The following is a 26,146-nucleotide window of genomic DNA, read 5'->3' as shown; positions in this document are numbered from 1 at the left end:
GAACGGTGAATATTAAGAAGCGATGCTCCGTCAGTATTGCTATGCTAGAGCTATGTTTAAAAATCAGTTATAATGAAAAACTACAAATACATTGCATTGGGGTTCGTGATGATGTTTGGCTGGGGAATTGGCCCGACATCGGCTCAACAAGTGGGTCAATTGCGGGGACATTTGAAAGCAGTTGAAACTAGTAAGCCTATTGAATTTGCTACCGTCGCTTTGTTTCGGGAACGAGATTCTTCGTTGGTAAAAGGGACATTAAGTGATACGTCGGGGGTTTTTATTTTTGAAAAAATCGTCGAAGGAAAATATTACCTGACAGCAAGCATTATAGGATACAAATCAATGATAGTGCGGAATATAATTGTCTCGGAAAAAACTCAGATACTGCCCGTTATTACTCTTGAATCAGAAGCGCAGATGATTGAAACAGTGACGGTTACGGCTAAAAAGCCACTCGTAGAACAGCAGATTGACCGTACGGTGCTAAATATCGAAAACAGTATTTTGGCAGAAGGAAATACCGCTCTGGAATTGCTGGAAAAAGCGCCAGGGGTTACGTTGGATGATGATGGTAATATTGCACTAAAAGGCCGAACAGGGGTGGCTGTTATGCTAAACGGAAAGCTAACCTATCTGTCGCAACGAGAGCTAACTACTCTTCTGCGTGGTACGCCTTCGGGGGCGGTTTCTAAAATTGAGATTATTGCCAATCCCTCGGCCAAGTACGATGCTGCTGGCAATGCCGGAATGATCAACATTGTGTTGAAAAAAAGTGATAAAGTCGGGGCTAATGGTAGTATATATGCCAATCTGGCGCGCAGCCGGGCAAATAGATACGGAACTGGGATAAATCTTAATTATCGAAACGGGGGTTTTAATATATATGGGAGTTATGACCATGCCTTTAGAGGAGAGGTAGAATATGTGAGTTATACGCGGCGTTTTCACGATGGTAAAAGCGGTAATGTCCCACTCCGAACATCTTACCAAAATACCACTACCAACGAACCCCTTTACACAAACAACTACAAAGCAGGAGTTGATTTCGCTGCCAATGAGAAAAATATCTTTGGGCTCCTGATAAATGGTAGTTTTGGAACATACATTAACGATAATATGACCACCAATCGCCTTGTTTCGGCGTCGGGGCAGTTGTTAAGTCTGCCTCAAACTTACAATTATAACCGAGAGCAGTGGAATAGTGCTGCTTTTAATTTCAATTATGTACACAAACCTACTCGAAAAAATAGTGAACTGTCAATGGATTTGAACTATTCCGTCAATCACAATCGCTCAGCATTGACGATGGATACACGTTATTTGACGCAAGAAAATACTTCAAGTGGAGTATATTCGCTAAGGCGAGGGAATGCCCCTTCGCTTACTTATGTGTATGTCGGCAAAGTGGATTATGTACATCCTTTTGATGAAAAATCAAAACTGGAGATGGGTTGGAAAAGCAGTTATGTGGAGGTAGACAACAACCTGAAATACGATACATTAAAAAATGAGCAATGGATTCCTGACCCTTCTTGGAGCAATCATTTTAAGTACCAAGAAACTATTCACGCTGGTTATATCAATTATCAAAAATCGTTTGGTAAGTTAAACGTTCAGGTCGGTTTACGTGGGGAGAAGACCCAAACGATTGGGGCTCAGGTAACGACCGATTCGGTAGTGAAACGTTCTTATTTTCAGCTATTTCCGAGTTTATTTGTATCAAATACGTTTAATGATGTCCATAGCGCGCAGTTATCCTACAGTCGCCGTATTGAACGCCCCGATTACGCTGACTTAAATCCGTTTCGCTTTTTTAGAGACCCATTTTTGTACTATGAAGGGAATCCTTTTTTACGACCCGAATTGACGCATTCGGTCGAAGTAAGCCACATTTACAAAGGGCAATGGACGACAACGCTTAACTACAGCTATACTTCCGATGTGATGAATTGGATGATGGGGCAGGTAGATTCGTTGAATACAACTTTCCAGAGTCCCCAAAATTTACGGAGTTTTATCAACTATGGTATCAGCTTTACAGCCTCAGTACAGCCTACTCATTGGTGGAGTTTAAATAGTTTTGCCAACGTATTTCGAAACGAATATCGCGGAGACCAAAAAGGCGGTAACTTAAATAACGGAATTTGGACTTTTTCGTTGAATATCCAAAACACCTTCCAACTTGGGAAAGGCTATTCTGCCGAGCTGAGTGGATATTATAATTCAAAATCGGTATACGGCGTTTTTGTGACAAAGGGGTTTTATGCAGTGTCGGTAGGAGCACAGAAAAATCTATTTAATAAAAAGGGAACGCTCAAAATAGTAGTAAATGATGTATTTCAAACCCGTCAGAGGCGCCAGACGGCCCGTTATGAAAATCTAGATATGAATGGGCATATACGCTTTGATAGCCGGATGGTAACTTTCTCATTTTCTTATCGTTTTGGTAAAGATATGACGCCTGCTCGTAAACGCAAATCGGGTAGTGAGGATATTCAGGGACGAGTAACAGGTGGGTAATCTCTTTTGCAAGGGCATCAAACCCTTATATGGATTTAAGCATAGCCATGCGAGAAGGCTTTCGTTGGAATTTTTTCTTCTTACATACCTAAAAACCTATAATCGGTAAACTAACTGCCTATGGTTGGTAATTATTTTAACGTATATTGATCAAGGTAAATAGCGCAACATGTACTGTACCCTTCCAAAAAAATAAAATTCATGAAGGTGGGGTAGCTGTGCCTTTGCTTGTCAGAAAGCTGAGAGTCCCCAAACCGTAGAGAGTTTCGAATCAGCGAAAATCTTTTGGAACTGGGGCACTTGCAGGTTTTATTGTCGCTATAATATGTTCAAAATATCGAATCTTTGTCTGGTTGCTTTCTTGCTTATTGTTTGGGGGTTTCAAACATTAGATGATCACAGCGATTGGCCCGAATACAATGGTGACGGCGCTCGAAATCATTATTCTCCTTTGACCCAAATCAATAAAGCCAATGTAGCGCACCTGAAAGTAGCTTGGAGTTATGCATCGGGAGGAGCCGATACCCTCCAAAACCGCACCCAAATGCAATGCAATCCGATTATTATCGACGGGATTCTCTACGGCGTTTCGGCCAATACACAGGCTTTTGCGATAGATGCCGCCACGGGGAAGCAACGTTGGAAAACTGATTTTACTGACAATGGCGGTACTACGAGCCGAGGGGTTACGTATTGGGCAGACGGTTTGGACAAACGAATTTTTTTTGGCGCAGGAAAATGGCTTTACGCGTTGGAGGCCAATACCGGAAAACTTATTGAGAGCTTTGGCAATAATGGCAAAATTGATCTTAAAATAGGCATTGAGCGCCCCGGAGCCGACAATTACGTGGTGTCAAATACGCCTAATACCATCTACAAAAACCTGCTCATTACGGGTACACGCGTGTCGGAGAGTGAAACGGCATTATTAGGAGATATCCGCGCTTATGATACTCGAACGGGTAAGTTGGTTTGGACTTTTCATACCATTCCCCAAAAAGGCGAACCCGGTCATGAAACTTGGTCTCCCCAGAATCCAAGGCAGCGAATCGGAGGAGCTAATAACTGGATGGGCATGGCTATCGACCGAGAAAGAGGCATCTTGTACGCTCCGACGGGGTCGGCAGCTCATGATTTTTATGGAGCAAATCGAAAAGGAAATAATCTTTATGCTAATTGTTTGTTGGCGTTGGATGCTGCTACTGGCAAACGACTTTGGCATTATCAGCTTGTACATCATGATATTTGGGATCGTGATCCACCCGCTCCTCCTAATTTACTAACTATTACGCGCCAAGGTCCTGGCGGTCGGCCTCAAAAAATAGACGTAGTAGCTCAGGTTACTAAGCAAGGCTTTACGTTTGTTTTTGACCGAGTAACAGGGAAACCCATTTTTCCAATCAAAGAAACTCCTTTTCCGCAGGAAGCGGCGGTGGGCGAGCAACCAAGCCATACCCAACCGATTCCGCAATTGCCTGTGCCTTTCACGCGTCAGTCATTCACCGAAAAAGACATCAATCCGTGGGCTTCCAACCGCGATTCTTTGAAAGTAATGATTCGTAAAGCCCGTACCGGAACGCCTTATATTCCGTTGACTGAAAAAATGACTGTTTTTTTTCCTGGTACCGACGGAGGGGCGCAGTGGGGTGGTGCTGCTGCTGACCCTGAAGGAATCTTGTATGTTCCTGCCAAAGAAAATCCCGTTCATATGACGTTGATTCGGCGAAATAAAGAAACAAAAAATACAAAAGAAAGCAACAATTCTTATCGGTTGTACTGCTCGGCTTGTCATGGATTAGATCGCAAAGGCAACCACGATGGTTCGTATCCTTCTTTGTTGCAATTAGAAAAGCGTTTGTCTAAAGCACAGGTAAATAAGCTATTGATGACAGGTCGAGGTATGATGCCTTCTTTTTCGCATATTTCAGTTGCTGAACGCAACTCTATTATTGCGTTTTTGTATAACAATACTACCGATAAACAAGTAGCTACGACTCAGAAAGAGGTTATACCTTACCAACATACAGGCTATAATCGCTGGTATGATAGTGAGGGGTATACCGTTAGCACACCACCGTGGGGAACCCTGACGGCCATTGACCTAAATACGGGCAAACACCGCTGGCAGGTACCGCTGGGCGAGTATCCCGAACTGACTAAAAGAGGTATCGTTCCTACGGGCACTGACAATTATGGAGGGCCGTTGGTGACAGCAAGTGGCTTGATATTCATTGCAGCAAGTCGCGATGAGAAGTTTCGAGTGCTTGACAAAGACACGGGCAAAATCCTCTGGGAACATCCGCTACCTGCGGGGGGCTATGCCTCGCCGAGTACGTATGCTGTGAATGGGAAACAGTACGTCGTCATTGCCTGTGGTGGAGGAAAACTCAAAACCAAATCGGGGGATAAATACGTCACTTTTGCGCTGCCATGATAAAGAAATATTAATTTTAAAAGTATATACTCTTTAATCTGAACATCTTATGAAAAAGGTATGGTTGGTTGTTTTCTTAGTGAGCATTATTGAATTAGGATACACACAGCAAAATTCGCAATTCAACATTGTTTTTATTCTGGCTGATGATTTGGGATGGAAGGATTTAAGTTGTTATGGTAATCCGTTTAACGAAACTCCCAATTTGGATAAACTCGCCCAAAATGGTGTGCGTTTTACGCAAGCGTACGCGGCTTGTCCTGTGTGTTCGCCAACGCGAGCCTCAATCATGACTGGTAAATATCCCGCACGATTACGCCTGACGAATTATATCGCAGGTAATAGAGTAGATAAATCCTCGTCCGTTATCCCGCCGAAATGGGAGGCAGAACTAAGTTCGGACGAAACGACCTTGGCGGAATTGCTAAAAAACAAGGGATATACCACAGGCATGGTAGGCAAATGGCATTTGCATTCCAAAGAAGCAGGAAAACTTCAGAGTCAGGGGCCATGGAATCAAGGGTTTGACTATAGCCGTATGATTGGTAAAAATGGACTGGATTATTACAATTATAGCATTCTCAAAGATGCCCCTAACCAGACTGATTATGAAGACAAAGGAACGACCTACTTAACTGATAAGCTGACCGACTACGGTGTGGAGTTTATTCAACAAAATGCCCAACGAGCGTCGGATACTCGCGCTTCGAATCGCCCCTTTTTTCTGTATATGGCATACTCGGCGCCGCATGTTATGATGATTCCGCGTGCCGACAAACTGAGTAAATACATGCAGAAATATGAAAAATTTAAAGGTAAATATAATCCTAATTACGGGGCGATGTTGGAAAGTCTCGATGACGGGGTCGGGCGGCTAGTTCAAGCTTTAAAAGAGCAAGGGGTTTTAGAAAATACGCTCATTGTTTTTACCTCCGACAATGGAGGATTGGGAATGGAAGAACTAGGGCCTGCCCCTACTACCAACGAACCATTGCGCAAATGGAAAGGTCATGTGTATGAAGGGGGAACTCGCGTCCCGGCCATTATGAGTTGGGAAGGAAAAATACCCAAAGGCATTACTTCCGATGTGTATTACAGCAGTATAGATTACTTGCCTACCTTATGTGAATTGACAGGGATTACAGAATTGCCCGCTGATATTGACGGCATTAGCCAACGTTCTTTATTCCTAGAACCGCAAAAAGCATTCTCATCTGAGCGTCCGATTTTTTGGCATTACCCTCATTTTTCCAACCAGATGGGGCGTCCAGCAGGAGCCGTACGTGTAGGGGATTATAAGCTAGTGGAACTTTATGAAACCAATACCTTTGAATTGTTTAATCTTCGGAACGATATTTCGGAGGAAAAGAATTTGGCACTCCAAATGCCCGAAAAAACACAGAAAATGCGGCAGTTGCTGGCCGATTGGCGCTTGCAACTAAAGGCACAAATGCCTCTTCCAAATCCAAATTATATTCCTAATAACACCGAAAAAAAATAGCTATCAGGCATTGTTTTCGGATACTTTTAGTAGCTTGCCTCAAAGGCAATAGTGCGGCTCAATAAAACTGTAAACACAATGAACTATCGCATGAAACTTCTTTTGAAATGTTTACTTTTAAGTGGGTTTTTATTCCCAAGCAGCTACGTTGTTGTGGCACAACTATCAGATACTCTACAGTTATCCCAACGTGTATTGCCAGGGGCGCAGGTAGAGATATACAAGCAGGTGGGAGAAAGCCAGCTTCGTATAAGTATATTCTCTCCGCCTGCTCATCTCAAAAAGAACGCATATCCAGCGGCTATATTTTTCTTTGGGGGTGGTTGGCGGCGAGGTAGCGTCAAGCAATTTGAGGATTGGTGTCATGTTTTAGCGGAGCGGGGCATGGTGACCTTAGCGGTTGATTATCGGGTAAGTACACGTCACAAAAGTACCCCTATACAATCGCTGCAAGATGCCAAATCGGCCATGCGTTGGGTGCGCAAAAATGCAGCAAGACTTCACATTCAGCCCGATAGTATTGTAGCTTTCGGGGGATCGGCGGGGGGGCATTTGGCATTGGCGGCGGCAGTTTTAAGTGGCTTCAACGAACCTAGCGAAGATACTAGCCTAAGTGAAAAACCGAATGCTCTTGTTTTGTTCAATCCCGTCGTAAAAACTACTCTTGGTGGGTATGGGCATGAATGGTTGGCTGAAAACGCCGGAGCGCTTTCCCCCGTTGCGCATCTTCAGAAGGGGGTTCCGCCGACTATTATTTTTCATGGTGAAGCTGATACTACAGTGCCGATTACGAATGTAGAAGAGTTTTGTCAGAAGATGCACTCGTTAGGCAATGATTGCGAGTTGTATCGTTTTGCAGGACAAAAGCACGGTTTTTTCAATTCTTTGCCCAAAGATTCCTTTATTTATAAAGAAATAAATACCCGTATAGAACAATTTTTGATAAAATACGGGTATTTGAAACCATAAATAGAAACTACTCGTAATACTCTTTCATCAAGCTTTTACGTGCTCCTGTTTCGAGATTGAGGCAGTCAAACTTTTTGTATTGGCAAAATGAACCCATGTCCTTGTCGCCATTGATAAAAATAGCTCCCACCAACAACACATATTTGCACAGATAGTGAGTCTCTTTTACTAATACTTCTATGCGGTTATCAATCGCTTCGTACATCACCTCGGTCGCTTCATAAATCTGGTTTTCAGCATTCAGAATACGGTTTTTCTGATGTAAAAAAATCTGCTCAATGGTATTCATCTGAAAGTCCAGTGAGCTTATGTTGCCTTCGATTATTTGTCCGGCTGCCAATTTCCCTAAGGCACCTTTAGCAGCACCACAACAGGCCGAGTTGGTACTTTGACCGATTCTCCCTATTTCGCCGATTTTTCCGTCTTTGGTAATACCAATGTGAGGTGCATAGAAGATAATCACGGCTCCGTCTTCTGGTACGTGGTGCGCAAAGGCATTCATCCCCGTAATGCCCGCAAACGGAAAGCCATTCAATCCTCCCATGTGAAAAGGGCCCAGCATTTCCAGTGCTCTGGGGGGATATTGGATAGCATTTACATCGTCACAGCACATACTATCGGCGTGCATCAATTGATGGGGGTTTAGATTTAATTGGCGCTCAATGGTATCTAAAAGCCGGTTGACGGTGTCAATGGAGCTTAAGGCGGTAGGGTACCATTTTCTTACGGTATCTAAATGCGGATTATTCATGTTTTTCTTACAAAATGATGTTGTTAATGGGTTGAATGGCGGGAGGTAGGTCTTTTTCACCTAACATTTCCCGCAAGTCGATTTCAATGTTTCGGCTGATTTGAGTAATCGGAATGTCATTGGCACTTCCTTCAAATGGATTTTCGGTACTTTCTCCTACCTGCTCCAGCACAAGGAAGACCCAACCTATCAATACGCTGAATGGAATTGTGAACCAGATAACCCAGTCACCTGATTTCTCCATTAATTTTGAAAATTCGCCTAAAAACCCAAATGGAATGATGTAGCAAAGTGCTTGCGTAAAGTACAAGTTAATGCTCGAAAACTGCCTTGGGTAGGGGAAGTTTTTGATGCGCTCGCATTTTCCTTGTTGGTCATACAGTTCTTTTAACTGACTCTCAAGAGCTACGTAGTTATAGTCTGTTATCAAGCCTTGTTCGTTGAGTTCTCGGAGCTGCGACGATTGAGTAGCTAGTAGTTGTGTAGCTCTGTTTTTGGTGGCCAGTATATACTGTCTTTCATCTTCAGATAAGAAAGGGATGAGTTCTTCGGCAAGTGTTTTTTCCCATTCGGGCACCTTATAGTAATTGAGATACTCACGATTATAACTTTTGGTTTTTACGTTTTCCCAACTTTTTGTTTCTCTTAACTGAAAACGCAACGCTGTGAGCCAAGCGAAGTGTCGATACATTAGTTCTTGGTGTAGGGCAGCTTCTTTTTCTTTCTCTTTGGTACGTACAAAATCCTTTATCATAATGCCGAAACTACGACTGCAATTGATAATAGCTCCGTAAATTTGCCTTGCTTCCCAGGTGCGATTGTAAGTCTGTGTATTTTTAAAACCAGAAATAAAAGCGGTTGCTGTTCCTAATAAAGCCACTGGAACCCACGGAATAGCCAACCACTTCCAACCTGTAAAATAAAACAATAACGTTGGTAAGGTGCTAATCAAGAGCATTTTGTACACATGGTGCCTCGACCACGGTAAGAAATGGATTAATTTGTAATGGGTCGAAATATTCATGGAGAAGTTGATTAGTGGCTGTGCCCTGTTATTTTTAATTCATTCAAATCTAATTGCAACTCGGCTTTTCGAATTTCCTCATCGCTAAAGAACTTTTCTTTTCGAACTTGGAAGAGTTCTTTGCGCTGCAATGCGTAGATTTCTAGTAAGACGTTATGGTAATGCTCAATTTCTTGGTGGTCAGTTTCGCGGCATTCCAACGATTCCAGACGGTGTTTTGTACTGCTAATTTCGCTTTCTAAATTGTCTTTTAGAAAACTGACTAATTCATTTTCTTTGAGGGAAGAAGCGTATTTGTCATTCAATAATTTCAAGGCAATCGTATCCAGTCGTAGCCGAATGCCCTCCTGCTGTTGTTCTTCGGGGAGAATGAGATCAATTTCTTGCAGTTTAATGCCTTTGATGATGAAAGGTAAAGTCAATCCCTGAAACACTAGTGTCACAAAAATGACAACGAACGTGATGAACACAATGAGGTTCCGATGCGGAAATGGGGTACCATTGCTCATCACTAGAGGAATAGAAAGTGCCGTGGCCAACGATACCACACCGCGCATTCCAGCCCAGCTAATTACCAAAGGGCCTTTCCAACCAGGCGAAGGGTCTTGCCTTGCTTTGGCACTCAGCCAACGAGGAATATGAGCCGCTGGATATACCCAAAGGAAGCGTAACGCAATGGTAATGACACTGATAATCAACCCATATTTGATACCTTCTGCAATGGAGTAGTTGCCTAGTCCGTTGATAATTTCGGGGAGCGCCAGCCCTATCAGTATAAATACCAAAGCGTTCATGACGAATATCATCGTGGTCCATACTCCGAGCATATTTATCCGCGTACTGCCCGTTTGGAATACTTCATGTGAGCGATATGACATAAACAGTCCACCGCTTACTACGGCCATAACTCCCGAAAAATGAAACTGCTCGGCTACCAAAAACAAGATGTAAGGTGTCATTACGGTGAGGGCCGCATCAATGGCGGGTGTCGTAGGCAAAAAACGATGTACGGCGTACATGATATGGGCACCCGCCAGCCCGACAACAATTCCCATGCCAGCTACAAGGAAAAATTGCCCTGTGGCTTCCTGCATCGAAAAAGTACCAGTCAAAACCGCTGTCAAAGCAAATTTGAACACAATGAGCGAAGAAGCATCATTGACCAAACTTTCGCCTTCGAGTATGGTCAAAACCCTTTTGGGGACGCTCATGCCTTTAAGCACCGTAGCGGCGGCGACCGCGTCTGGCGGTGATATGATTCCGCCCAATAAAAAACCTAAAGCCAATGTAAAGCCTGGAATAAAGGAAGAAGAGGCATAGGCAATGACCGTAGAAGTAAAAAATACTAAACCGAATGCCAATAAGGCAATCGGTCGTTTCCATTTCCAGAAGTCATTCCATGAGGTATACCACGCTGCTTCGTACAAAAGAGGGGGGAGGAAAATCAAAAAAATTAATTCGGGATCAAGATGTAAATGTGGTATCTGAGGAATAAAACTTATGCCTAACCCTGCAATAACAAGGAAAATAGGATAGGCCACTTTTATTTTTTTTGCCAACAATACTAGTAGCATTATGACAAACAATAAACTTAAAATGAGGAGTAAAGTGTGATGCATTTATAGTTGTAAATTAATATGTCGCTTGCCCTATATCAAGTCGGTCAAACTTACCTTCCGCATTTTGATGAAATTTGAAGAAAACTTTAAACGTGCCCCATTGTCCCGCTTGAAAATTTCCGTAGATGTCTTTTCCGTCATTTTCTACTTTGTCGATTGTTAGAAACTTCTCTTTTCCTAGTGCTTTGGCAAAGAAGCTTTTGAAGTCCATTTTGTTGCCGTCATCGGTCATAACCACTTTGTCGGAAAAGAAGTCGTACCAAGCTTTATCGCCCGATTGCAATGCTTCTATGGCCTGTTTTACTGTTTGGTTGGTGATTTTTGATAAATCCATGGTGGTCGATTTTGGGAATTGATTTTTAGGTTGTGCGTAGCTTGCACTATACAGGCTAAGTACTAGTGCCATTAGGATTGACGTATATTTCATTTCAATAACTGTGGGAGGCTTTACCTTCACCCCTTATTCAAAGGATGTTGTAAATAGATAATGATTAGATTAAGAAATAGAAAGGGAAGTTCTATGGCTACGCCCTTGATATCCTTATCAAAGAGATGAAAACAGATAATCAGTAGTATCCCTGCGGCCATTAAAAAATTACCCCAAACGAATGTTTTTGGGTATAAAATCAACAAGGCCGCGATAATAGTGACAGCGCCGTTTATCATCAGACCTGACTTATTAAAACCCCATTTGCCAAACATATCCAGCATTTCAGGTTTTGCAGAGAACATAGCGTAGCCCTGCTTAAAGCCCATAAAAACGGCAACAAGTATAAGAATGGAGTTGACGATTTTGAGTATCATAAAAATGAATGGTTAAGTGGGACAAAAATCTGTATAACAAACGGCTTTATAATGGTGAACTTTTCGCTTTTTTTACTTCCATTCGATATTCAGAGGGTGTTTTTCCTTCATATTTTTTGAAAAATTTGGTAAAATTAGAAGGGTCGTAGGTAAGTCGGTGAGCTATTTCGGCAATGCTCCAATCGGTATCGGAGAGCAGCAGTTTGGACTGTTCTAAGATTTTTTCCATATAAAAATGGCAAGGATGATTACCTTTTGCTTTCTGTATGATTTTGATGAGATGCTTCTGAGATACGCACAGGATGTTTGCAATATCATTTAATTCAAACATATCATTTGTTTTGCCACTGATCAGGTCATTTAGGTGAGAATCCAACAAAAAGAAATAGTGCGTCACTAACTGGTCACTTCTTTTTAGGGTTTCGTTTTCAGTATTTTTCATAATAATCGAAGTAGGTTGCAGGTGTAAAATATAAAATTATCTGATATGAAAATTAATGGTGCTTTAGCCATTGAGTACTTACGCACTATTGGCTGTTGTGCGTTGGTTAGCAATTTGTTGGTAATTAGGAAATTAGCAAAATGTTTGCCAGTGCGATTAACAGTTGACGAATCACAATTAACGTTGCGTAGGCACTTAATTTGTGAAACCCAATAAAAATATATTTTTAGAGTGTGGGGTATAATAATACAATTTTGTCTTGGTGTTGTTCAATAATAGCTTGAGATAGTGTTATGACACGACCTTTTACTCCAAATCCAAAAGAGACAGTTCCCGGAATACAACTTTCTTCTGATGATGATACGACTGTGATTAATCAAGAGGAGTTTCTTCGAAAGCTTTTTGAGCAAGATCCTCGAAAAGGATGTGAGCATTTGTTTAGATGTTATTACGCCAACCTTTGCAATCATGCCATACGGTTTGTGTATGCCAAAGACATCGCAGAGGAAATCGTCGCGGAGGTATTTGCTAACTTTTGGCAGAAAAAAATCTTTGAAAATATCACGATTTCTTACGAAGGATACCTCTATAAGGCGGTTCGTTATCGTGCCTACAACTACCTTAAGTATGAACTGAACCGATCGACTGAACTGGAATCGGCTAGTCATTTTACCGAACAAAGCCTGCCGCCAGATGCTCAGCTACACTATAATGAGTTGGCAAATAAGGTAGATGATTTGATACAGCAATTGCCTCCTCAATCTCGTAAGGCTTTCCAACTTAATCGCTTAGAAGGGAAAAAATACGTTGAGATAGCCGAAGAATTAGATATTTCGGTCAGTGCTGTCGAGCGACTCATCAGTCGAGCATTGGCCAAGCTACGTCAAGGTTTAAAAGGAGAATGGCTAGTTATTTTTTTGGTAAATCTCTTCCCGTTTTACTAAGCCGTAGGGTGAGGTAACTCATGTTTTGTTTGTCTAATGAAAAAACTTTGAGATGAAAATGAATTCGTCGATTCCTAAAAGCGTATTATTTGACTTCTTTGAAGGGAGAGCCACCACTATGCAACGCAAAATGATAGAAGAGTGGTTGGGTAATCCTCAAAATGAAGTGTTGTTTTTTCAGTGGCTTAATGAGTGGGAAAGCCAACATCCTCAGTATATGCCCAATACAGAACGGGCGTTGCAAGATTTTAAAATTTTGCTGGACGATGCTACACCACCAGCAATACGCCCTCTCTCTTTGGAAGTAGAATATAACGAACCTAAAGTGCTTTGGAAAAAATGGATTCTTGCGGCTTCTATACTTCTACTGCTAGGCATTAGTGTGGTTTTTTTTCAACGCGACATACGTTACGAACATTTCCAAACGGGCAATGCCAAAACCCAAACGCTTCGACTGTCGGACGGTACGGTAGTAACCTTAAATGCCAATTCGAGCTTGTTTGTCCCACGTTGGGGTTTCGCCAAAACCCACCGTCAGGTGGTATTGGAGGGAGAAGCCGAATTTGTAGTTTCGCATACCTCTGACAATAAACGTTTTATCGTTCAAACCAACGACGACTTCAATGTAGAGGTACTTGGTACTGAGTTTGTCATGTTTTCACGTAAACGAGGAAAAAAAGTAGTTCTCAATAAAGGGAGTGTAAAAGTACACTATGAAGCAGGGAAGCAATTGGCCATGAAACCTGGTGATATAGTTACCTACACTACCCAAAATAACCACCCTGAGCTTCTCAAAACCCAGGGTACTCAACCGCATAATGCTTGGAAAAACCACCAGTTTTATTTTGATAATACGCCTCTTTGGGAAGTCGCACAAGTGATAGAAGAACACTTTGGGGTGGAGGTGGTTTTGACGGATAGTAGCCTTAATCAGCGTCGTTTGTCGGGGTATTTTAAAGCTGATACGCCCAAAGATGTTGCCGAGACAATATCACTTCTGCTTACTATTTCTATTGAACAAAACGGACAAAAGATAATCATTCATAACCCTTCAACAAAAAATTTATGAAGAACAACTATACCCTAAAATGCAGGTATGTCTTTTTAGTACTTGTGTGTCATCTTGGCTTGACAGGGAGAGCACAAGTAATGGCTTTTGCAGAAAACAAGTCGGTGTTGCAGGTGGACTTCTCGGCGAATCATCAAGCACCTAAACGTCTCAAAGATTTGTTAAATGAATTAAGTCGCGCATACAAAGTCAGTATTTTGTTTGAGGAATCGGTTATACAAGGTATCACAGTTGATGTAGTTCCCCCTCAAAAACGCAAACTTGAGCATCAGCTTGAAGATTTATTAAAACCTTTTGGACTCAATTATAAAAAAATCGGTCAATCACAGTATGTTGTCTTTCCTATAAAATTAGAAAAAAAACAGAAAAGTAGTGCTAATGAGTTGCTGCTAGAAACTAAAACTTCGCTTGAGTTACGGGACGAAAAAGAGCTGCAAATCCCGACTCTTACGTCAATGACAGTCCCCAACCCTGCCATTTTACAGACCAAACAAGTCGCTGATGTTTCCATTTCGGGCAGAGTCATTGACGAAAAAGGAGAAGGGTTGCCGGGAGTGAGTGTGATTGTGAAAGGAACTCAACGCGGTACGAGTACTGATGGCAACGGCAAATATACCCTCAGTGTGATGGATGAAAAATCAGTCTTGGTATTCTCGTTTGTGGGGTATTTGTCCAAAGAAATAATGGTAGGGAAACAAACCCAAATCAATGTGTCAATGCAAATAGACACCAAAGCACTCGAAGAGGTTGTGGTGGTAGGGTATGGCACACAAAAAAAAGTAAATCTGACAGGAGCTGTAGCCACCATTGACATGGCCAAAGTGGCCGAAAGTCGTCCTATCACTTCCTTATCCTCAAGTTTGTATGGATTAGCACCTGGTTTGTCGGTCAACCAAGGAAATGCTCGCCCAGGGGGCGACGGAGCCACCTTGTTGATTCGAGGTGCAGGCACACTCAACAACGCCAGCCCACTGGTGATTGTCGATGGGGTGGAGTCAAATATGAACAACCTCAACCCGCAGGATGTGGAAACCATTTCGGTACTAAAAGATGCGGCCTCAGCGGCTATTTACGGTTCGCGAGCGGCCAATGGCGTGATTCTGATTACGACCAAAAAAGGCAAAGAGGGAACAATGAAAGTTAATTATAACGGCTACGTGGCCGCTCAAAAAGCGACACGTTTGGTGGAAACAATCAGTGATTACGTTACTCATATGGAGCTTTATAATGAGTCGGTGCGTAATACTACCCCTGGGGTAGCCATGCCGTTTCCGCAATCGTCGATTGATATGTGGAAAAACGATGCGGGTCAAAACCCACTGATGTACCCTAACACTGATTGGCGTGATTTGTTTGGACAAAACGTGATTTCACAAAACCATAATTTATCTATAAACGGTGGTACCGACAAAATCAAGTTTTTCAGTTCGTTTGGCTATTTGAACAACCCTGGTATTTTAGAAAATACAGGTTTTCGCCGCTATTCAGGTCGCGTAAATCTGGAAGCCAAAGTAAAACCTTATCTGACGCTCGGCGTATTGGCCAGCGGTACCAATTCAAGCACCGATATTGGGACTGATGCACTTGATAATAATAATGCTTTTCGCTGGAGTGCTTCCACGTCACCTGCCATGGTGTATCGTTCGCCTGATGGACGGTATGGAGCCTCAAACAGCCCCGACGGGAGCGGCGTGACGAATAACGCTTTGGCTATCGTCAATTCTCGTAAAGGGGATATTAGTCAGAATCGGCTGGCAACTCGGTTTTTCGGAATTTTCAACCCCGTTAAAGGACTCACCATTGAAGGCTCTTACAACTACGAACAAACGGGCTATCTAAAAGAACAACAACCCGTATTTTTAGACCGCTGGAGTTTCCGTACCAACAGCATTGTAGTGGCAGGTACTGGAAGAACCTATGTGCTGAACCGGAGTGAGCGAACATTGCGCAAGTACATGGACGGAATTATGCGGTATCAAAACACCTTTGCCAATACTTTCAATGTACATGCCATGGTAGGAGTCAGTCAGGAATATTATAAGTCATCGTGGTTTGAAGCTCAGAAATATGATTTGACAGACCCTTCTTTGACCGTTATAAACGCTGCTACTATCGATGCTGATGCCTCTGGAAATGCTTCTGATTGGGCTATGAACTCTTACTTTGGACGCCTAAACTTAGGTTGGAAAGATAAATACTTACTAGAAGGAAATCTCCGCTACGACGGCTCATCACGGTTTAGAGCAGGGGATACGCGCTGGGGGCTTTTTCCTTCTATTTCAGCAGGATGGCGTATCACAGAGGAGAGTTTTATGAAAGGAATGGGCTGGTTGGACAATCTCAAACTTCGGGCGTCGTATGGAGCTTTGGGTAATAATAGCATTGGCAATTACGATTATCAGGCACTCTACAATTCTTCCAACTATATCTTGAATGGAACCTTACAAACGGGTTTTGCTCAAACTGCTATCGCCAACTCTATCATCACGTGGGAAAGTACGTATGTGAGTAATATTGGGATTGATTTTGGCATACTTCGCAATCGTTTGAGTGGTTCGTTGGAATTGTTCAATAAAGACACGCGCAACATTTTGATTGGGTTGCCAGCCCCCAACGTACGCGGAACCGCCTCTTTGCCCCAGCAAAACGCCGCTCGTGTGCGTAATCAGGGAGTTGAATTGAACCTCGCATGGAGCAACCGAGTAGGAGAGTTGAAATACCAAATCGGGGGAAATATGGCTTTTGTGGACAACAAAGTCACGAAGTTCAAAGGAGACGAACGGACCATTTCCAACGAAAACCTGTTGCAGGAAGGGTTGCCTGCTAATGTCCTTTTTGTATTGGCTACTGATCGGATTCTACAAACACCCGCTGATATGGAAGTAGTGCAGCAAATTATTGACAATGCACCTGTAAATGCCGCTGGACAGAAACAAAATCCCTTTGCTGCTTTTGGTACACCGCAATTGGGCGACTTGCTTTATAAAGATTTGAATGGTGACGGCCTTATCAACAACGACGACAAATACGTAGTGGGTCATGGTACCTCCCCTCGCCTTATCTATGGCATCAATCTCAATCTGCAATGGAAAGGGTTTGATTTTGCGTGTCTGCTTCAGGGCACGGGAGGGTTTAAAGACTATTGGCTTGATGATTGGCGAACACCTACCCCAGCTACTCAATTTTTAATCAACAAGGAGGTAGCCGATGGCCGTTGGGTATTAGGCCGAACCGATGCTACTTATCCTCGGCTTCTAACCTCAACAGCTACAATTAATAAAGCCCTTAGTGATTTTTGGATTGTAGATAAGTCGTATCTGCGGGTCAAAAACGTGCAGTTGGGATATAGACTTCCGAAAGCCATTACCCAAAAAATGTCTATTGAAGGAATTCGGGTCTATTGTAGTTTGGAAAACATCCTGACGTTTACCAACTACAAAGGGTTTGACCCAGAAATTCGGGGAGGGAATTCGGGGATTGATAGTTTCAACTACCCTACCATGAAACAATCGACTGTCGGCTTAAGTATTGATTTTTAAGTATTAACCGAAATCAACATGAAAAAATATACCAAATTTTTATTCTTTATCTTACCATTGACTCTGCTCAACGGTTGTATCAAATTAGATACTACTCCCTACGACCGTATCAGTTCTGAAACGTTTTGGAAAACCCCCGAACACGCCAAACAGGCTATCATGGGTGTCTATGGCGGGTTAAGGCGCGACGATGCCTTTGGAAAAAAATGCCTACATGATAACATGGGCGGCTTGGCATTTGGCTGGCAAGAAAGTGGCTATTTGAGTTACATGGTAGGAACTTCTACAGAACAAACTACTTTTATCAGCAATTACTGGCGGACGATGTACGATGAAGTTCAACGGGCCAATCAGGTCATTCGTCAGGTGCCTCAAATGGATATTGCGGAAACCATTAAAAACCCTATTGTGGCAGAGGCCAAGTTTTTGAGAGCATTTCATTATGCCGAATTGTTGAGCTATTTTGGGGGAGTTCCATTATATGACGAATCGGTCGATTTGAATGCTGATTTCAATAATCTAAAAAATCCTCGTAGTACGCCTGAAGAAGTACGGGCCTTTATTCTAAAAGATTTGGAGGCTGCCATTAAAGACCTACCTATAGCCTGGCCCCAAGCCGACTACGGACGAGTCACTAAAGGAGCAGCCTATGCACTACGAGGTAAAGTACATTTGTATGCCAAGAATTGGAAAAATGCCATTGCTGATTTTGAGGAAATTGTTTACAATAAATCAAACAATTATGGCTATGCTCTGTATCCTAAATACGCTGATATTTTTAAACTGGCGGGTCATAAAAGTAATGAAATGATTTTTGCGATTCAGACCCTTGCCGGGGTGGGCTTAGAGTACGGTATTCCGTTTGCCTACTATCTCGGTTTTAGAGGCTCTTTTGGAGGCGGAAATTTTAGTATTCCTACCACCGAACTGGTAGATAGCTATGAGAATAAGGACGGATCGAAGTTTAATTGGAATGATTATATTCCTAAATTTAATGAAGACAATGCCGTAAAGCGAAAAGCTTTTTGGGCAACGCATACCAATGGAAAGCTTACGTCGATTCCAGATACGGCACTATTGGGCAAAATCTACCGTGGTCGAGACCCACGCCTAAATGCGGCATTGATTGTGCCTTATTCGTATCACATTGGTTTTGTGGCTAACAACGTTCGGACATTGCAATTTGTGGTGGCAGCGGGGGTGAGCGAAAATTTCGGGCAATGTCGCAACAATTCAGGGTGGTACACCTACCTATGGCGTAAATTTGTGCCTGAAGGCAACGAAAACGGTGCCATGAGTGTTCGTGAACATACACCTTTCAACTTCCCTTTGATTCGTTTTGCCGATGTGTTATTGATGCTTTCAGAAGCCTATAACGAAGACGGCCAACTCGCTAAAGCCATTACAGAACTCAACAAAGTACGGGCTCGCGTCGGAATGCCTGGTCTAAACAGTGGAGCGGCTTGGTTGCAGGTGACAACCAAAGCCCAGATGTTTGATCGAATTGTACACGAGCGTAAAGTAGAATTAACCTGTGAAGGGCACCAGTTTGCGGATGTTCGACGCTGGGGTATTGCCAAAGCACAGCTCGACGGTACCGTGATTCGCAATCTGTTTGGTGAAACCCATTTTATCCGCAAGTTTACAGATCGTGATTACTTATGGCCCATTCCCCGTACTGAAATAGAGATGAATTCGGCACTTACCCAAAATCCGGGCTGGTGATAGCAGTTCTAATCCATAGGTGAATTAAGTAAGTGAATTAGGAAAGCCGGAAATCTTTTCCGGCTTTCCCTTAAAATAGCACTGTCAGTTTTTTATTACCTTACTCTATATTATTGGATTTACATCAAACAGATAAATCAAGCTCGATGAAATCTATAAACCGTCCTGTTGTTTTATGCCAACTCTTATTATGGGGGTGTATTTTTTTCTTTATGTCAACAGAAAAGGCAGAGGCTCAAAAAGAATACAATGTTTTGCAAAATTGGTTTTTGTTGCGCTCAGATGATAATGGGCTTTTTCGACATCTGCTCCAACAATCTACGAATTATCTTGAAAAACGCACCAAGACCATCGCCCAAATCAATACCCTCAACGACTGGAAAAAAAGACAGCAATGGGCGAAAAAAACACTCCTTGAGGCCATCGGCCCATTCCCCGAGCGAACCCCATTAAATGCCAAAACGCTTCGGGTAATTCATAAAATGGGATACCGAGTGGAACACATTTTGTTTGAATCTCAGCCCGGATTTTATGTTACTTCTACACTTTTTATCCCTGAACCCCTGACAGGTAAAGCACCAGGCATTGTGTATTGCAGCGGCCATTCACCTACGGGCTATAAAGCTGCCCCTTACCAACAGGTATTGTTAAATCTGGTTCAAAAAGGTTTTATCGTCCTAGCATTCGACCCTGTTGGACAGGGAGAGCGTTTAGAGTATTTGGATGAACAAACGGGAAAGTCAAAGGTAGGTAGTCCTACACGTGAACACGATATGCCGGGCCCACAAACGTTTATAACGGGCAGCAGTCAGGCTCGCTACATGATGTGGGATGGAATCAGGGCGGTGGATTACCTTCTGAGTCGTCCCGAAGTTGACCCTGCTCGCATCGGTATGACGGGGCGGTCGGGGGGAGGCACTCAAACAGCTTTCATCGGAGCACTGGACGACCGAATATTGGCTACTGCCCCTGAATGTTACATCACTAATTTTACCCGATTGCTACAGGCACTTGGCCCGCCCGATGCTGAACAGAATTTGCCGAATATCATAGGAAAAGAGTTTGACGAGCCTGACTTTCTCATTGCCCGTGCGCCCAAACCTACGTTAATGATTACGACGTTGAATGATTATTTCAATCATCAGGGTTCTCGCGATACCTATACGGAAGTGTCGCGTATCTATAAATCGTACGGCAAATCGGAGAATTTTGGCATGGTTGAAGACATCGCTCCGCACGCATCGACCCGTAAAAACCGTGAAGCGATGTACGCTTTTTTTCAGAAAACCCTTACGAATCCCGGTAATTCAAAAGAAGATTCCGTTGAATACCTGACAGCAGACGAAATACGTGTAACGGCTACGGGGCAACTGTCAACTTCCCAAAAAACAGAAACGATTTTTAGCCTCAATGCCCGCCACGCTGATAAACTCGTAGCCGATTTAGAGATTGCTCGAAAAAATCCAAGCGTTCATTTGCCTATTGTGGTTCTACAAGCTAAGAAACTTTCCGGTTATATCCCACCCTCTCAAACTGATAAGCCTGTTTTTGTGGGGGTTATTCCCAAAAAAGGGTTTCAGATTGAAAAGTATTATATCAAGGGAGAAGGCGATTATGTTATTCCGTATTTGCTTTTTATTCCATCAAAAGCCAACGGTAAAGCTGTTTTATATTTCTCACCAAAAGGGAAAACCAAACTTGCCGAAAGTGAAGAGGTATTAGCTTTGGTCAATGGCGGATGCCATGTACTCATTCCCGACCTGATTGGAACGGGCGAAACCGGACCGGGGCAATGGGCTGGAAGTAATTATTTTCAGCACTTCAAAATGGAAGGGTTAGGCTATGATTTGTGGTATGGATTGGTATTAATAGGCAGAAGTTTGGTTGGAATAAGAGCGGGAGATGTGGTCAAATTAGTGCATCTACTAAGAACGAACGGTATGTCAGAAGTGGGGGGCGTTGCAGTCAGAGAACTTTCACCAGTGTTGTTGCATGCCGCTGCTTTTGATCCATTTATCTCGCGGGTAGCACTCATCAATCCATACGTTTCCTATCATTCCTTAACAAGGCATCAGTATTACACCCTTGATTTTATAGAGGGGGCAGTCCCTTCTTCACTTACGGCCTATGATCTCCCCGATTTGGCGGCAAGTTTGGCGCCCCGTAAGTTGTTGATGACATATGTAACTGATGCAATGGGTAATGTGGATACAGGTGAGACGATAGTCAGACCCCAAGACAGCAAAAGGTCAACTGAGCCTCAGAATGTAATTCAAAAGGAGTTGTACTTTGTAGAGTCCATTTATCAACAAGTAGGCAAGAAAGAGAATTTAACTTTAGATAGGAATAACAGTAAAGAGAAGCCCCTAATTGATTTTTTTTCGGATTGGATAAAATAACAACCGGTGAATAAATAAAGATGAAATATACGATTGCTTTTTTGTTGTTACTTTTTTGGAAAATATCCGTAGGTCAGGAAAAACGAAACCTGCTTTTGGATAACTTTTCCCGAAAACTGGTCAGTTCTGTTGTTGTGAAAGGCCAAGAATGGGTCACCTATCCTTCCTATTCTGACCGAGAGGCATGGGCCAAACTCCCCGAATCAGTAAAAACAAATGCAATCAAAGAAGGCGAAAAATACCTTGGATATGGTTGGCCACTTACCACCGCTACCTTATACCTGACCTACAGCCGAACGGGCAATAGGGAGGCAGCCGATAATAGTAATCGGGAAAAACTGAATGCGTTACGTGCCTTGGCATTGGCAGAATTAATAGAAGGGAAAGGGCGATTTTTGGATGATTTGATTAATGGGGTATTTGCCTATTGCGAACAAACAGTATGGAGTTCTCCTGCCCATTTTTACATGTACGGCTACGAAGGCTCCCTTGGTAACATTACGACTTTATTGCCCGATAAAAATAACCCAATCATTGATTTAGTAACGGGTGATACTGCCGCTGATTTGGCTTGGATTTGGTATTTCTTTCATACTGAATTTGATAAAGTCAGCCCCGTCATTTCGCAGCGGTTGCAACAAGAACTATACGCCAAAGTACTCGACCCGTTTTACCAAAGAAACGATTATTGGTGGATTACGGGTTGGGGAGAAGGTCGGGTCAACAACTGGACGCCTTGGTGCAGTTATAATGTGTTGACTTGTGTTTTATTATTGGAAACCGACCCCCAAAAACGAGAAGATGGCATCTACAAAACAATGGGTGCCATTGACCATTTTATCAATTCTTATCCCGAAGACGGCGGCTGTAGCGAAGGCCCGGGCTACTGGGGTGCTGCCAGCGGTCGGTTGTTTAGTTACCTTACCTTATTGCAAAAAGCCAGCCAAGGGAAAATTGACATTTTTAGTAACGAGCTCATCCGAAACATGGGTCGGTACATTTATCGCGTCTATGTCAGCAAGGGAGAGTATTACGTCAATTTTGCCGATGCGCAGGCAAAACTTCATCACAATGGCGGGCTGATTTATCGCTTTGGGAAAGCAATTCAAGAGCCTGTCATGCAGCAATTTGGCGCGTATCTGTCAGGCAAATCCAATGGAACTGAAAGGATGACTGGCGGACGATTGGGAAGTAATCTGGAAACGTTGTTCAGTCCTGAAGACTGGCAGAACGTTCCGAAAACAGAGCCACTTTTAAAACAATATTATTTGCCCAATCTGGATGTGGCAGTAGCCCGTGACAAGGAAGGCACTGACCAAGGATTTTATTTTGCGGCCAAGGGCGGTCATAACAACGAACAGCACAACCACAACGATGTAGGGTCGTTCATTTTGTTTTACAATGGGATACCAGTGCTGCTAGATGTGGGCGTAGGAACTTACACGCGTGAAACCTTCAGTAAAGAACGATATACTATTTGGACGATGCAGTCCAACTACCACAATGTACCACTCATCAACGGCGTTGCGCAGCGTCAGGGGCGCAATTTTGCGGCTCAAAAATCCACCTTTACCGATACCAAAAACGGCGTTCGTTTTTCGACCGACATCAGCGGGGCCTACCCAAAAGAAGCACAGGTGAAAAGTTGGGAGCGAGCGTATCAGTTGGAACGTGGAAAGCGATTTTTCATACAGGATACGTATCAGTTAGCAGCAAAAACGGGCGAAACTCGCCTGCACTTCATGACAACCTTGCCCAGTCAACAACCCAAGGAGGGAGAATTACTCCTCAACGGTGATAACTTCGACCTCCTGATGCGGTATGACCCCAAAATAACGATGATTACTGTGGAGAAGAAAGCGACAGACGACCCGAAACTGGAAAAAGCAATTGGGAAAGTTGTATATCGCATCGTTTTGGAACTGAAATCAACCGCCCTGAACGGAATTAACTCCATTGAAATTACGGAGGTTAAAAAATAAGTTTGCCTTTATGATGCTAAAAAACGGTCTGAAAACGAGAGACTTAATTCGTACAATGTGTACTTTTAATCTGTAAAGCTAAAAGGGAATAAAGGGGTTGTACGAGTGGCCAATGCACTTAAAGAATTGCCGCTTTTGCCGTTTAGAACCGATAGGTGGCCAATCAAAAAAGTAGAATAAGAATTTGATTATAAACGAATTATGAAGTATGAAATTGAAGTCTTTTACTATTCTAACGGGTATTCTTCTGTTCCTGACAACGGTATCGCAAGCCCAAGATGAATTGGCCGTACTCCCTTATTGGAAGTACTATGGTGCTCAACCGATGGCGTTGTACCATCATTTGTGTGACCAAGCTTTTGCGCAGTTGAATCAACGAAAAAAGGCCGTGCAAGCACTAAAAAACCCTCAGGATTGGCAAAAAAGACAGGCTTTTGTTCGTCAGAAATTACAGGAAGCGGTGGGGGCGTTCCCCGAAAAAACGCCCCTCAATCCTGTCATTACGGGAAAAATAGAACGAAATGGCATCACCGTCGAAAAGTTCTATTTTGAGTCTATGCCCAATTATTTTGTAACGGCGGCTTTGTTTTTACCCGCTCGTGAACGTAAAAATCTCCCTGCTATTGTTTTCTGTAGCGGACACGGAGCTACTGCTTTTCGGACTAGTGTTTATCAACAAATGATACTCAATTACGTCCAAAAAGGCTTTGCTGTACTTGCATTTGACCCCATTGGACAGGGAGAACGTATTCAATATGCCAAAACGAATGAGCCAAAACGATTTGGTAATCTCAAACCAACTTTAGAACATTCGTATCCTGGAGCGCAATCGTTTGTGGCGGGAATATCTCCCGCGATGTATTTTATTTGGGACGGTATTCGGGCAGTGGATTATCTGTTGACGCGTCCCGAAATTGATGCCAAACGCATTGGTATTACAGGACGTTCGGGAGGGGGGACACAAAGTGCGTATATCGCGGCTATGGATTCACGTATTGCGGTTGCAGCACCTGAATGCTACTTAACTACGTATGATAAGCTGCTGAAATCCAATGGCCCACAAGATGCCGAACAAATACTGGCAGGTATGCTGGCCAAAGGGTTGGATTTGGGAGATTTAGTGGAGGTTCGTGCTCCTCGTCCTACTTTAATGGTGACAACTACGCGTGATATGTTCAGCATTGACGGTGCGAGAGAGTTGTATGACGAAGCCAAAAAGTCTTTCAAAGCCTTTGGGGCAGAAGTCAATCTTGATAAAGTTGAAGATGATGCTCCCCACGCTTCCACGCCCAAAAACCGAGAAGCAACCTATGCTTTTTTCCAAAAACACCTTCAAAACCCTGGTTCACACATCGATGAAAAGATTGTGCCATTTACTGAAGAAGAACTGAAAATAACGCCTACTGGCAACGTATACACGTCCCTGAAAGGAGAAACGCTGTTTACTTTGACACAAAAAAGGGTAAATGACAGTAAACCAAAAATCAATCCGAAGAATTTAAGTCAGCAGCTCATTTTATTAACGGGCTATACGGCACCTATGTTGGAGGAAGTTGTTTTTTCGGGAAAATTTCCGAAAGAAGGTTACGACCTTGAAAAGTACCTCGTGAAAGGGCCTGGTGCTTACTATTTGCCGGTTTTATGGCTTCGACCCCACGCCCAATCAAATAAAACGGTGTTGTATATTTCTTCAAAAGGCAAAGCCGACATTGCTAAAAAGAACGGCCAAGGCGAGCAACTTGCTCAAGCAGGTTATCACGTAGTAGTACCTGATTTGAGTGGTGCAGGAGAACTTGCCAATGGCTATTTGTCGGGAGGAGATTCGTACATCGACAGCACATCGCTGAATTTGTGGTATATGGGGATTTTGACCAAAAAAAGTCTGGTTGCTATTCGCATGGAGGAGATTCAACTGATAACGGAGTTTATCAAGACAAAAGTACCAAATACCAGAATGTCAGGCGTTGGAGTTGGGACATTTGTCCCTGATTTACTTCATGCTGCTATGATGATACCTTCGTTGAGTCGAGTTGCGTTGGTGAATGGTTTAGGTACCTATCGCTCATTGACCGAGCATGAACAATATTTGCCTCGCTACATACCTTCTGTCGTTTCGGGAGCCATTTCAACCTACGATTTGCCCGATTTGGTAGCGGCTCTTTCGCCTCGTCAGGTATTGATTTCGGGGGTGCTAAATGGGGCGGGTCAACCGCTTACCGCGTCGGAGCAGGAAAAAGGGTATCCTTCTGGAGCCAAGCATCTACGTTTATCTCCTAACAACGAAATTTTGCTGGAGTGGATTAAGCAGGATAACTGAAAAGAGAGATGTTTTTTGAATAAGTGCTAAATCACATGTAATCTTTATTCTTACTTACTTGAATATATCATTGATTTATTTTGTGGTAACATTTTGGTTGTCAG

The 26,146-nt window shown here is 43.0% G+C and carries 17 protein-coding genes; 11 read left to right on the top strand and 6 right to left on the bottom strand.

Annotation, left to right across the window (positions count from 1 at the left end):
- The first annotated feature begins 72 nt into the window (after positions 1-72).
- The 4 genes from P1X15_RS23950 to P1X15_RS23935 all read left to right on the top strand — a co-directional run bounded on the left by P1X15_RS23950 (position 73) and on the right by P1X15_RS23935 (position 7,427).
- On the top strand, positions 73-2,523 hold the full coding sequence (locus P1X15_RS23950; RefSeq protein WP_277340666.1) for an outer membrane beta-barrel family protein: 2,451 nt from the start codon (positions 73-75) through the stop codon (positions 2,521-2,523).
- Between the two features lie 325 nt (positions 2,524-2,848).
- Positions 2,849-4,957 (top strand): pyrroloquinoline quinone-dependent dehydrogenase, encoded by a 2,109-nt coding sequence (locus P1X15_RS23945; RefSeq protein WP_277340665.1) that lies wholly within the window; start codon positions 2,849-2,851, stop codon positions 4,955-4,957.
- Positions 4,958-5,006: 49 nt separating this feature from the next.
- Positions 5,007-6,458 (top strand): sulfatase, encoded by a 1,452-nt coding sequence (locus P1X15_RS23940; protein WP_277340664.1) that lies wholly within the window; start codon positions 5,007-5,009, stop codon positions 6,456-6,458.
- A 78-nt stretch (positions 6,459-6,536) separates the two neighbouring features.
- Complete coding sequence (locus P1X15_RS23935; RefSeq protein WP_277340663.1) at positions 6,537-7,427, top strand: alpha/beta hydrolase; 891 nt, start codon at positions 6,537-6,539, stop codon at positions 7,425-7,427.
- Positions 7,428-7,434: 7 nt separating this feature from the next.
- On the opposite strand, the gene P1X15_RS23930 is transcribed toward P1X15_RS23935, so the two are convergent.
- The 6 genes from P1X15_RS23930 to P1X15_RS23905 are packed head-to-tail and all read right to left on the bottom strand — an operon-like array spanning position 7,435 to position 12,067.
- Positions 7,435-8,178: a hypothetical protein gene (locus tag P1X15_RS23930; RefSeq protein WP_277340662.1), complete on the bottom strand. Its 744-nt coding sequence runs from the start codon at positions 8,176-8,178 to the stop codon at positions 7,435-7,437.
- 7 nt (positions 8,179-8,185) lie between these two features.
- Positions 8,186-9,202, bottom strand: a complete 1,017-nt coding sequence (locus P1X15_RS23925; protein ID WP_277340661.1) for a bestrophin family protein — start codon at positions 9,200-9,202, stop codon at positions 8,186-8,188.
- A gap of 11 nt (positions 9,203-9,213) precedes the next feature.
- A complete protein-coding gene (locus P1X15_RS23920; RefSeq protein ID WP_277340660.1) occupies positions 9,214-10,821 on the bottom strand; it encodes a Na+/H+ antiporter in 1,608 nt (535 codons plus the stop codon).
- A 13-nt stretch (positions 10,822-10,834) separates the two neighbouring features.
- Positions 10,835-11,227 (bottom strand): hypothetical protein, encoded by a 393-nt coding sequence (locus P1X15_RS23915; RefSeq protein ID WP_277340659.1) that lies wholly within the window; start codon positions 11,225-11,227, stop codon positions 10,835-10,837.
- Positions 11,228-11,274: 47 nt separating this feature from the next.
- Complete coding sequence (locus P1X15_RS23910) at positions 11,275-11,625, bottom strand: DoxX family protein (protein WP_277340658.1); 351 nt, start codon at positions 11,623-11,625, stop codon at positions 11,275-11,277.
- 46 nt (positions 11,626-11,671) lie between these two features.
- Positions 11,672-12,067: an AraC family transcriptional regulator gene (locus P1X15_RS23905; RefSeq protein ID WP_277340657.1), complete on the bottom strand. Its 396-nt coding sequence runs from the start codon at positions 12,065-12,067 to the stop codon at positions 11,672-11,674.
- 293 nt (positions 12,068-12,360) lie between these two features.
- On the opposite strand from P1X15_RS23905, the gene P1X15_RS23900 reads away from it, so the two are divergent.
- The 7 genes from P1X15_RS23900 to P1X15_RS23870 all read left to right on the top strand — a co-directional run bounded on the left by P1X15_RS23900 (position 12,361) and on the right by P1X15_RS23870 (position 26,042).
- Entirely contained in the window at positions 12,361-13,011 is a 651-nt protein-coding gene (locus P1X15_RS23900; protein ID WP_277340656.1) for an RNA polymerase sigma-70 factor, read from the top strand.
- A 58-nt stretch (positions 13,012-13,069) separates the two neighbouring features.
- Positions 13,070-14,080 (top strand): FecR family protein, encoded by a 1,011-nt coding sequence (locus P1X15_RS23895; protein ID WP_277340655.1) that lies wholly within the window; start codon positions 13,070-13,072, stop codon positions 14,078-14,080.
- Positions 14,077-17,619 (top strand): TonB-dependent receptor, encoded by a 3,543-nt coding sequence (locus P1X15_RS23890; RefSeq protein ID WP_277340654.1) that lies wholly within the window; start codon positions 14,077-14,079, stop codon positions 17,617-17,619. The genes P1X15_RS23895 and P1X15_RS23890 overlap by 4 nt, the downstream gene beginning before the upstream one ends.
- Before the next feature lie 18 nt (positions 17,620-17,637).
- Positions 17,638-19,344: a RagB/SusD family nutrient uptake outer membrane protein gene (locus P1X15_RS23885; RefSeq protein ID WP_277340653.1), complete on the top strand. Its 1,707-nt coding sequence runs from the start codon at positions 17,638-17,640 to the stop codon at positions 19,342-19,344.
- Between the two features lie 212 nt (positions 19,345-19,556).
- Complete coding sequence (locus P1X15_RS23880) at positions 19,557-21,743, top strand: S9 family peptidase (RefSeq protein WP_277340652.1); 2,187 nt, start codon at positions 19,557-19,559, stop codon at positions 21,741-21,743.
- Between the two features lie 20 nt (positions 21,744-21,763).
- Complete coding sequence (locus tag P1X15_RS23875) at positions 21,764-23,725, top strand: heparinase II/III family protein (RefSeq protein WP_277340651.1); 1,962 nt, start codon at positions 21,764-21,766, stop codon at positions 23,723-23,725.
- Positions 23,726-23,933: 208 nt separating this feature from the next.
- Positions 23,934-26,042, top strand: coding sequence for a S9 family peptidase (locus tag P1X15_RS23870; RefSeq protein ID WP_277340650.1), 2,109 nt, complete (start codon positions 23,934-23,936; stop codon positions 26,040-26,042).
- The last annotated feature ends 104 nt before the right edge of the window (positions 26,043-26,146 follow it).

This window comes from Runella sp. MFBS21, from assembly GCF_029433105.1.
Lineage (GTDB): Bacteria > Bacteroidota > Bacteroidia > Cytophagales > Spirosomataceae > Runella.
The sequence above is the reverse complement of the archived record's forward strand: the minus strand, read 5'-3'. Positions and strand labels throughout refer to the sequence as shown.

Coding starts and splice junctions, on each gene's coding strand:
- P1X15_RS23880 (WP_277340652.1), top strand. CDS start 19,557: ATGTCAACAGAAAAGGCAGAGGCTCAAAAAGAATACAATGTTTTGCAA.
- P1X15_RS23940 (WP_277340664.1), top strand. CDS start 5,007: ATGAAAAAGGTATGGTTGGTTGTTTTCTTAGTGAGCATTATTGAATTA.
- P1X15_RS23885 (WP_277340653.1), top strand. CDS start 17,638: ATGAAAAAATATACCAAATTTTTATTCTTTATCTTACCATTGACTCTG.
- P1X15_RS23925 (WP_277340661.1), bottom strand. CDS start 9,202: ATGAATATTTCGACCCATTACAAATTAATCCATTTCTTACCGTGGTCG.
- P1X15_RS23945 (WP_277340665.1), top strand. CDS start 2,849: ATGTTCAAAATATCGAATCTTTGTCTGGTTGCTTTCTTGCTTATTGTT.
- P1X15_RS23915 (WP_277340659.1), bottom strand. CDS start 11,227: ATGGCACTAGTACTTAGCCTGTATAGTGCAAGCTACGCACAACCTAAA.
- P1X15_RS23870 (WP_277340650.1), top strand. CDS start 23,934: ATGAAATTGAAGTCTTTTACTATTCTAACGGGTATTCTTCTGTTCCTG.
- P1X15_RS23910 (WP_277340658.1), bottom strand. CDS start 11,625: ATGATACTCAAAATCGTCAACTCCATTCTTATACTTGTTGCCGTTTTT.
- P1X15_RS23890 (WP_277340654.1), top strand. CDS start 14,077: ATGAAGAACAACTATACCCTAAAATGCAGGTATGTCTTTTTAGTACTT.
- P1X15_RS23920 (WP_277340660.1), bottom strand. CDS start 10,821: ATGCATCACACTTTACTCCTCATTTTAAGTTTATTGTTTGTCATAATG.
- P1X15_RS23900 (WP_277340656.1), top strand. CDS start 12,361: ATGACACGACCTTTTACTCCAAATCCAAAAGAGACAGTTCCCGGAATA.
- P1X15_RS23905 (WP_277340657.1), bottom strand. CDS start 12,067: ATGAAAAATACTGAAAACGAAACCCTAAAAAGAAGTGACCAGTTAGTG.
- P1X15_RS23935 (WP_277340663.1), top strand. CDS start 6,537: ATGAACTATCGCATGAAACTTCTTTTGAAATGTTTACTTTTAAGTGGG.
- P1X15_RS23930 (WP_277340662.1), bottom strand. CDS start 8,178: ATGAATAATCCGCATTTAGATACCGTAAGAAAATGGTACCCTACCGCC.
- P1X15_RS23950 (WP_277340666.1), top strand. CDS start 73: ATGAAAAACTACAAATACATTGCATTGGGGTTCGTGATGATGTTTGGC.
- P1X15_RS23875 (WP_277340651.1), top strand. CDS start 21,764: ATGAAATATACGATTGCTTTTTTGTTGTTACTTTTTTGGAAAATATCC.
- P1X15_RS23895 (WP_277340655.1), top strand. CDS start 13,070: ATGAATTCGTCGATTCCTAAAAGCGTATTATTTGACTTCTTTGAAGGG.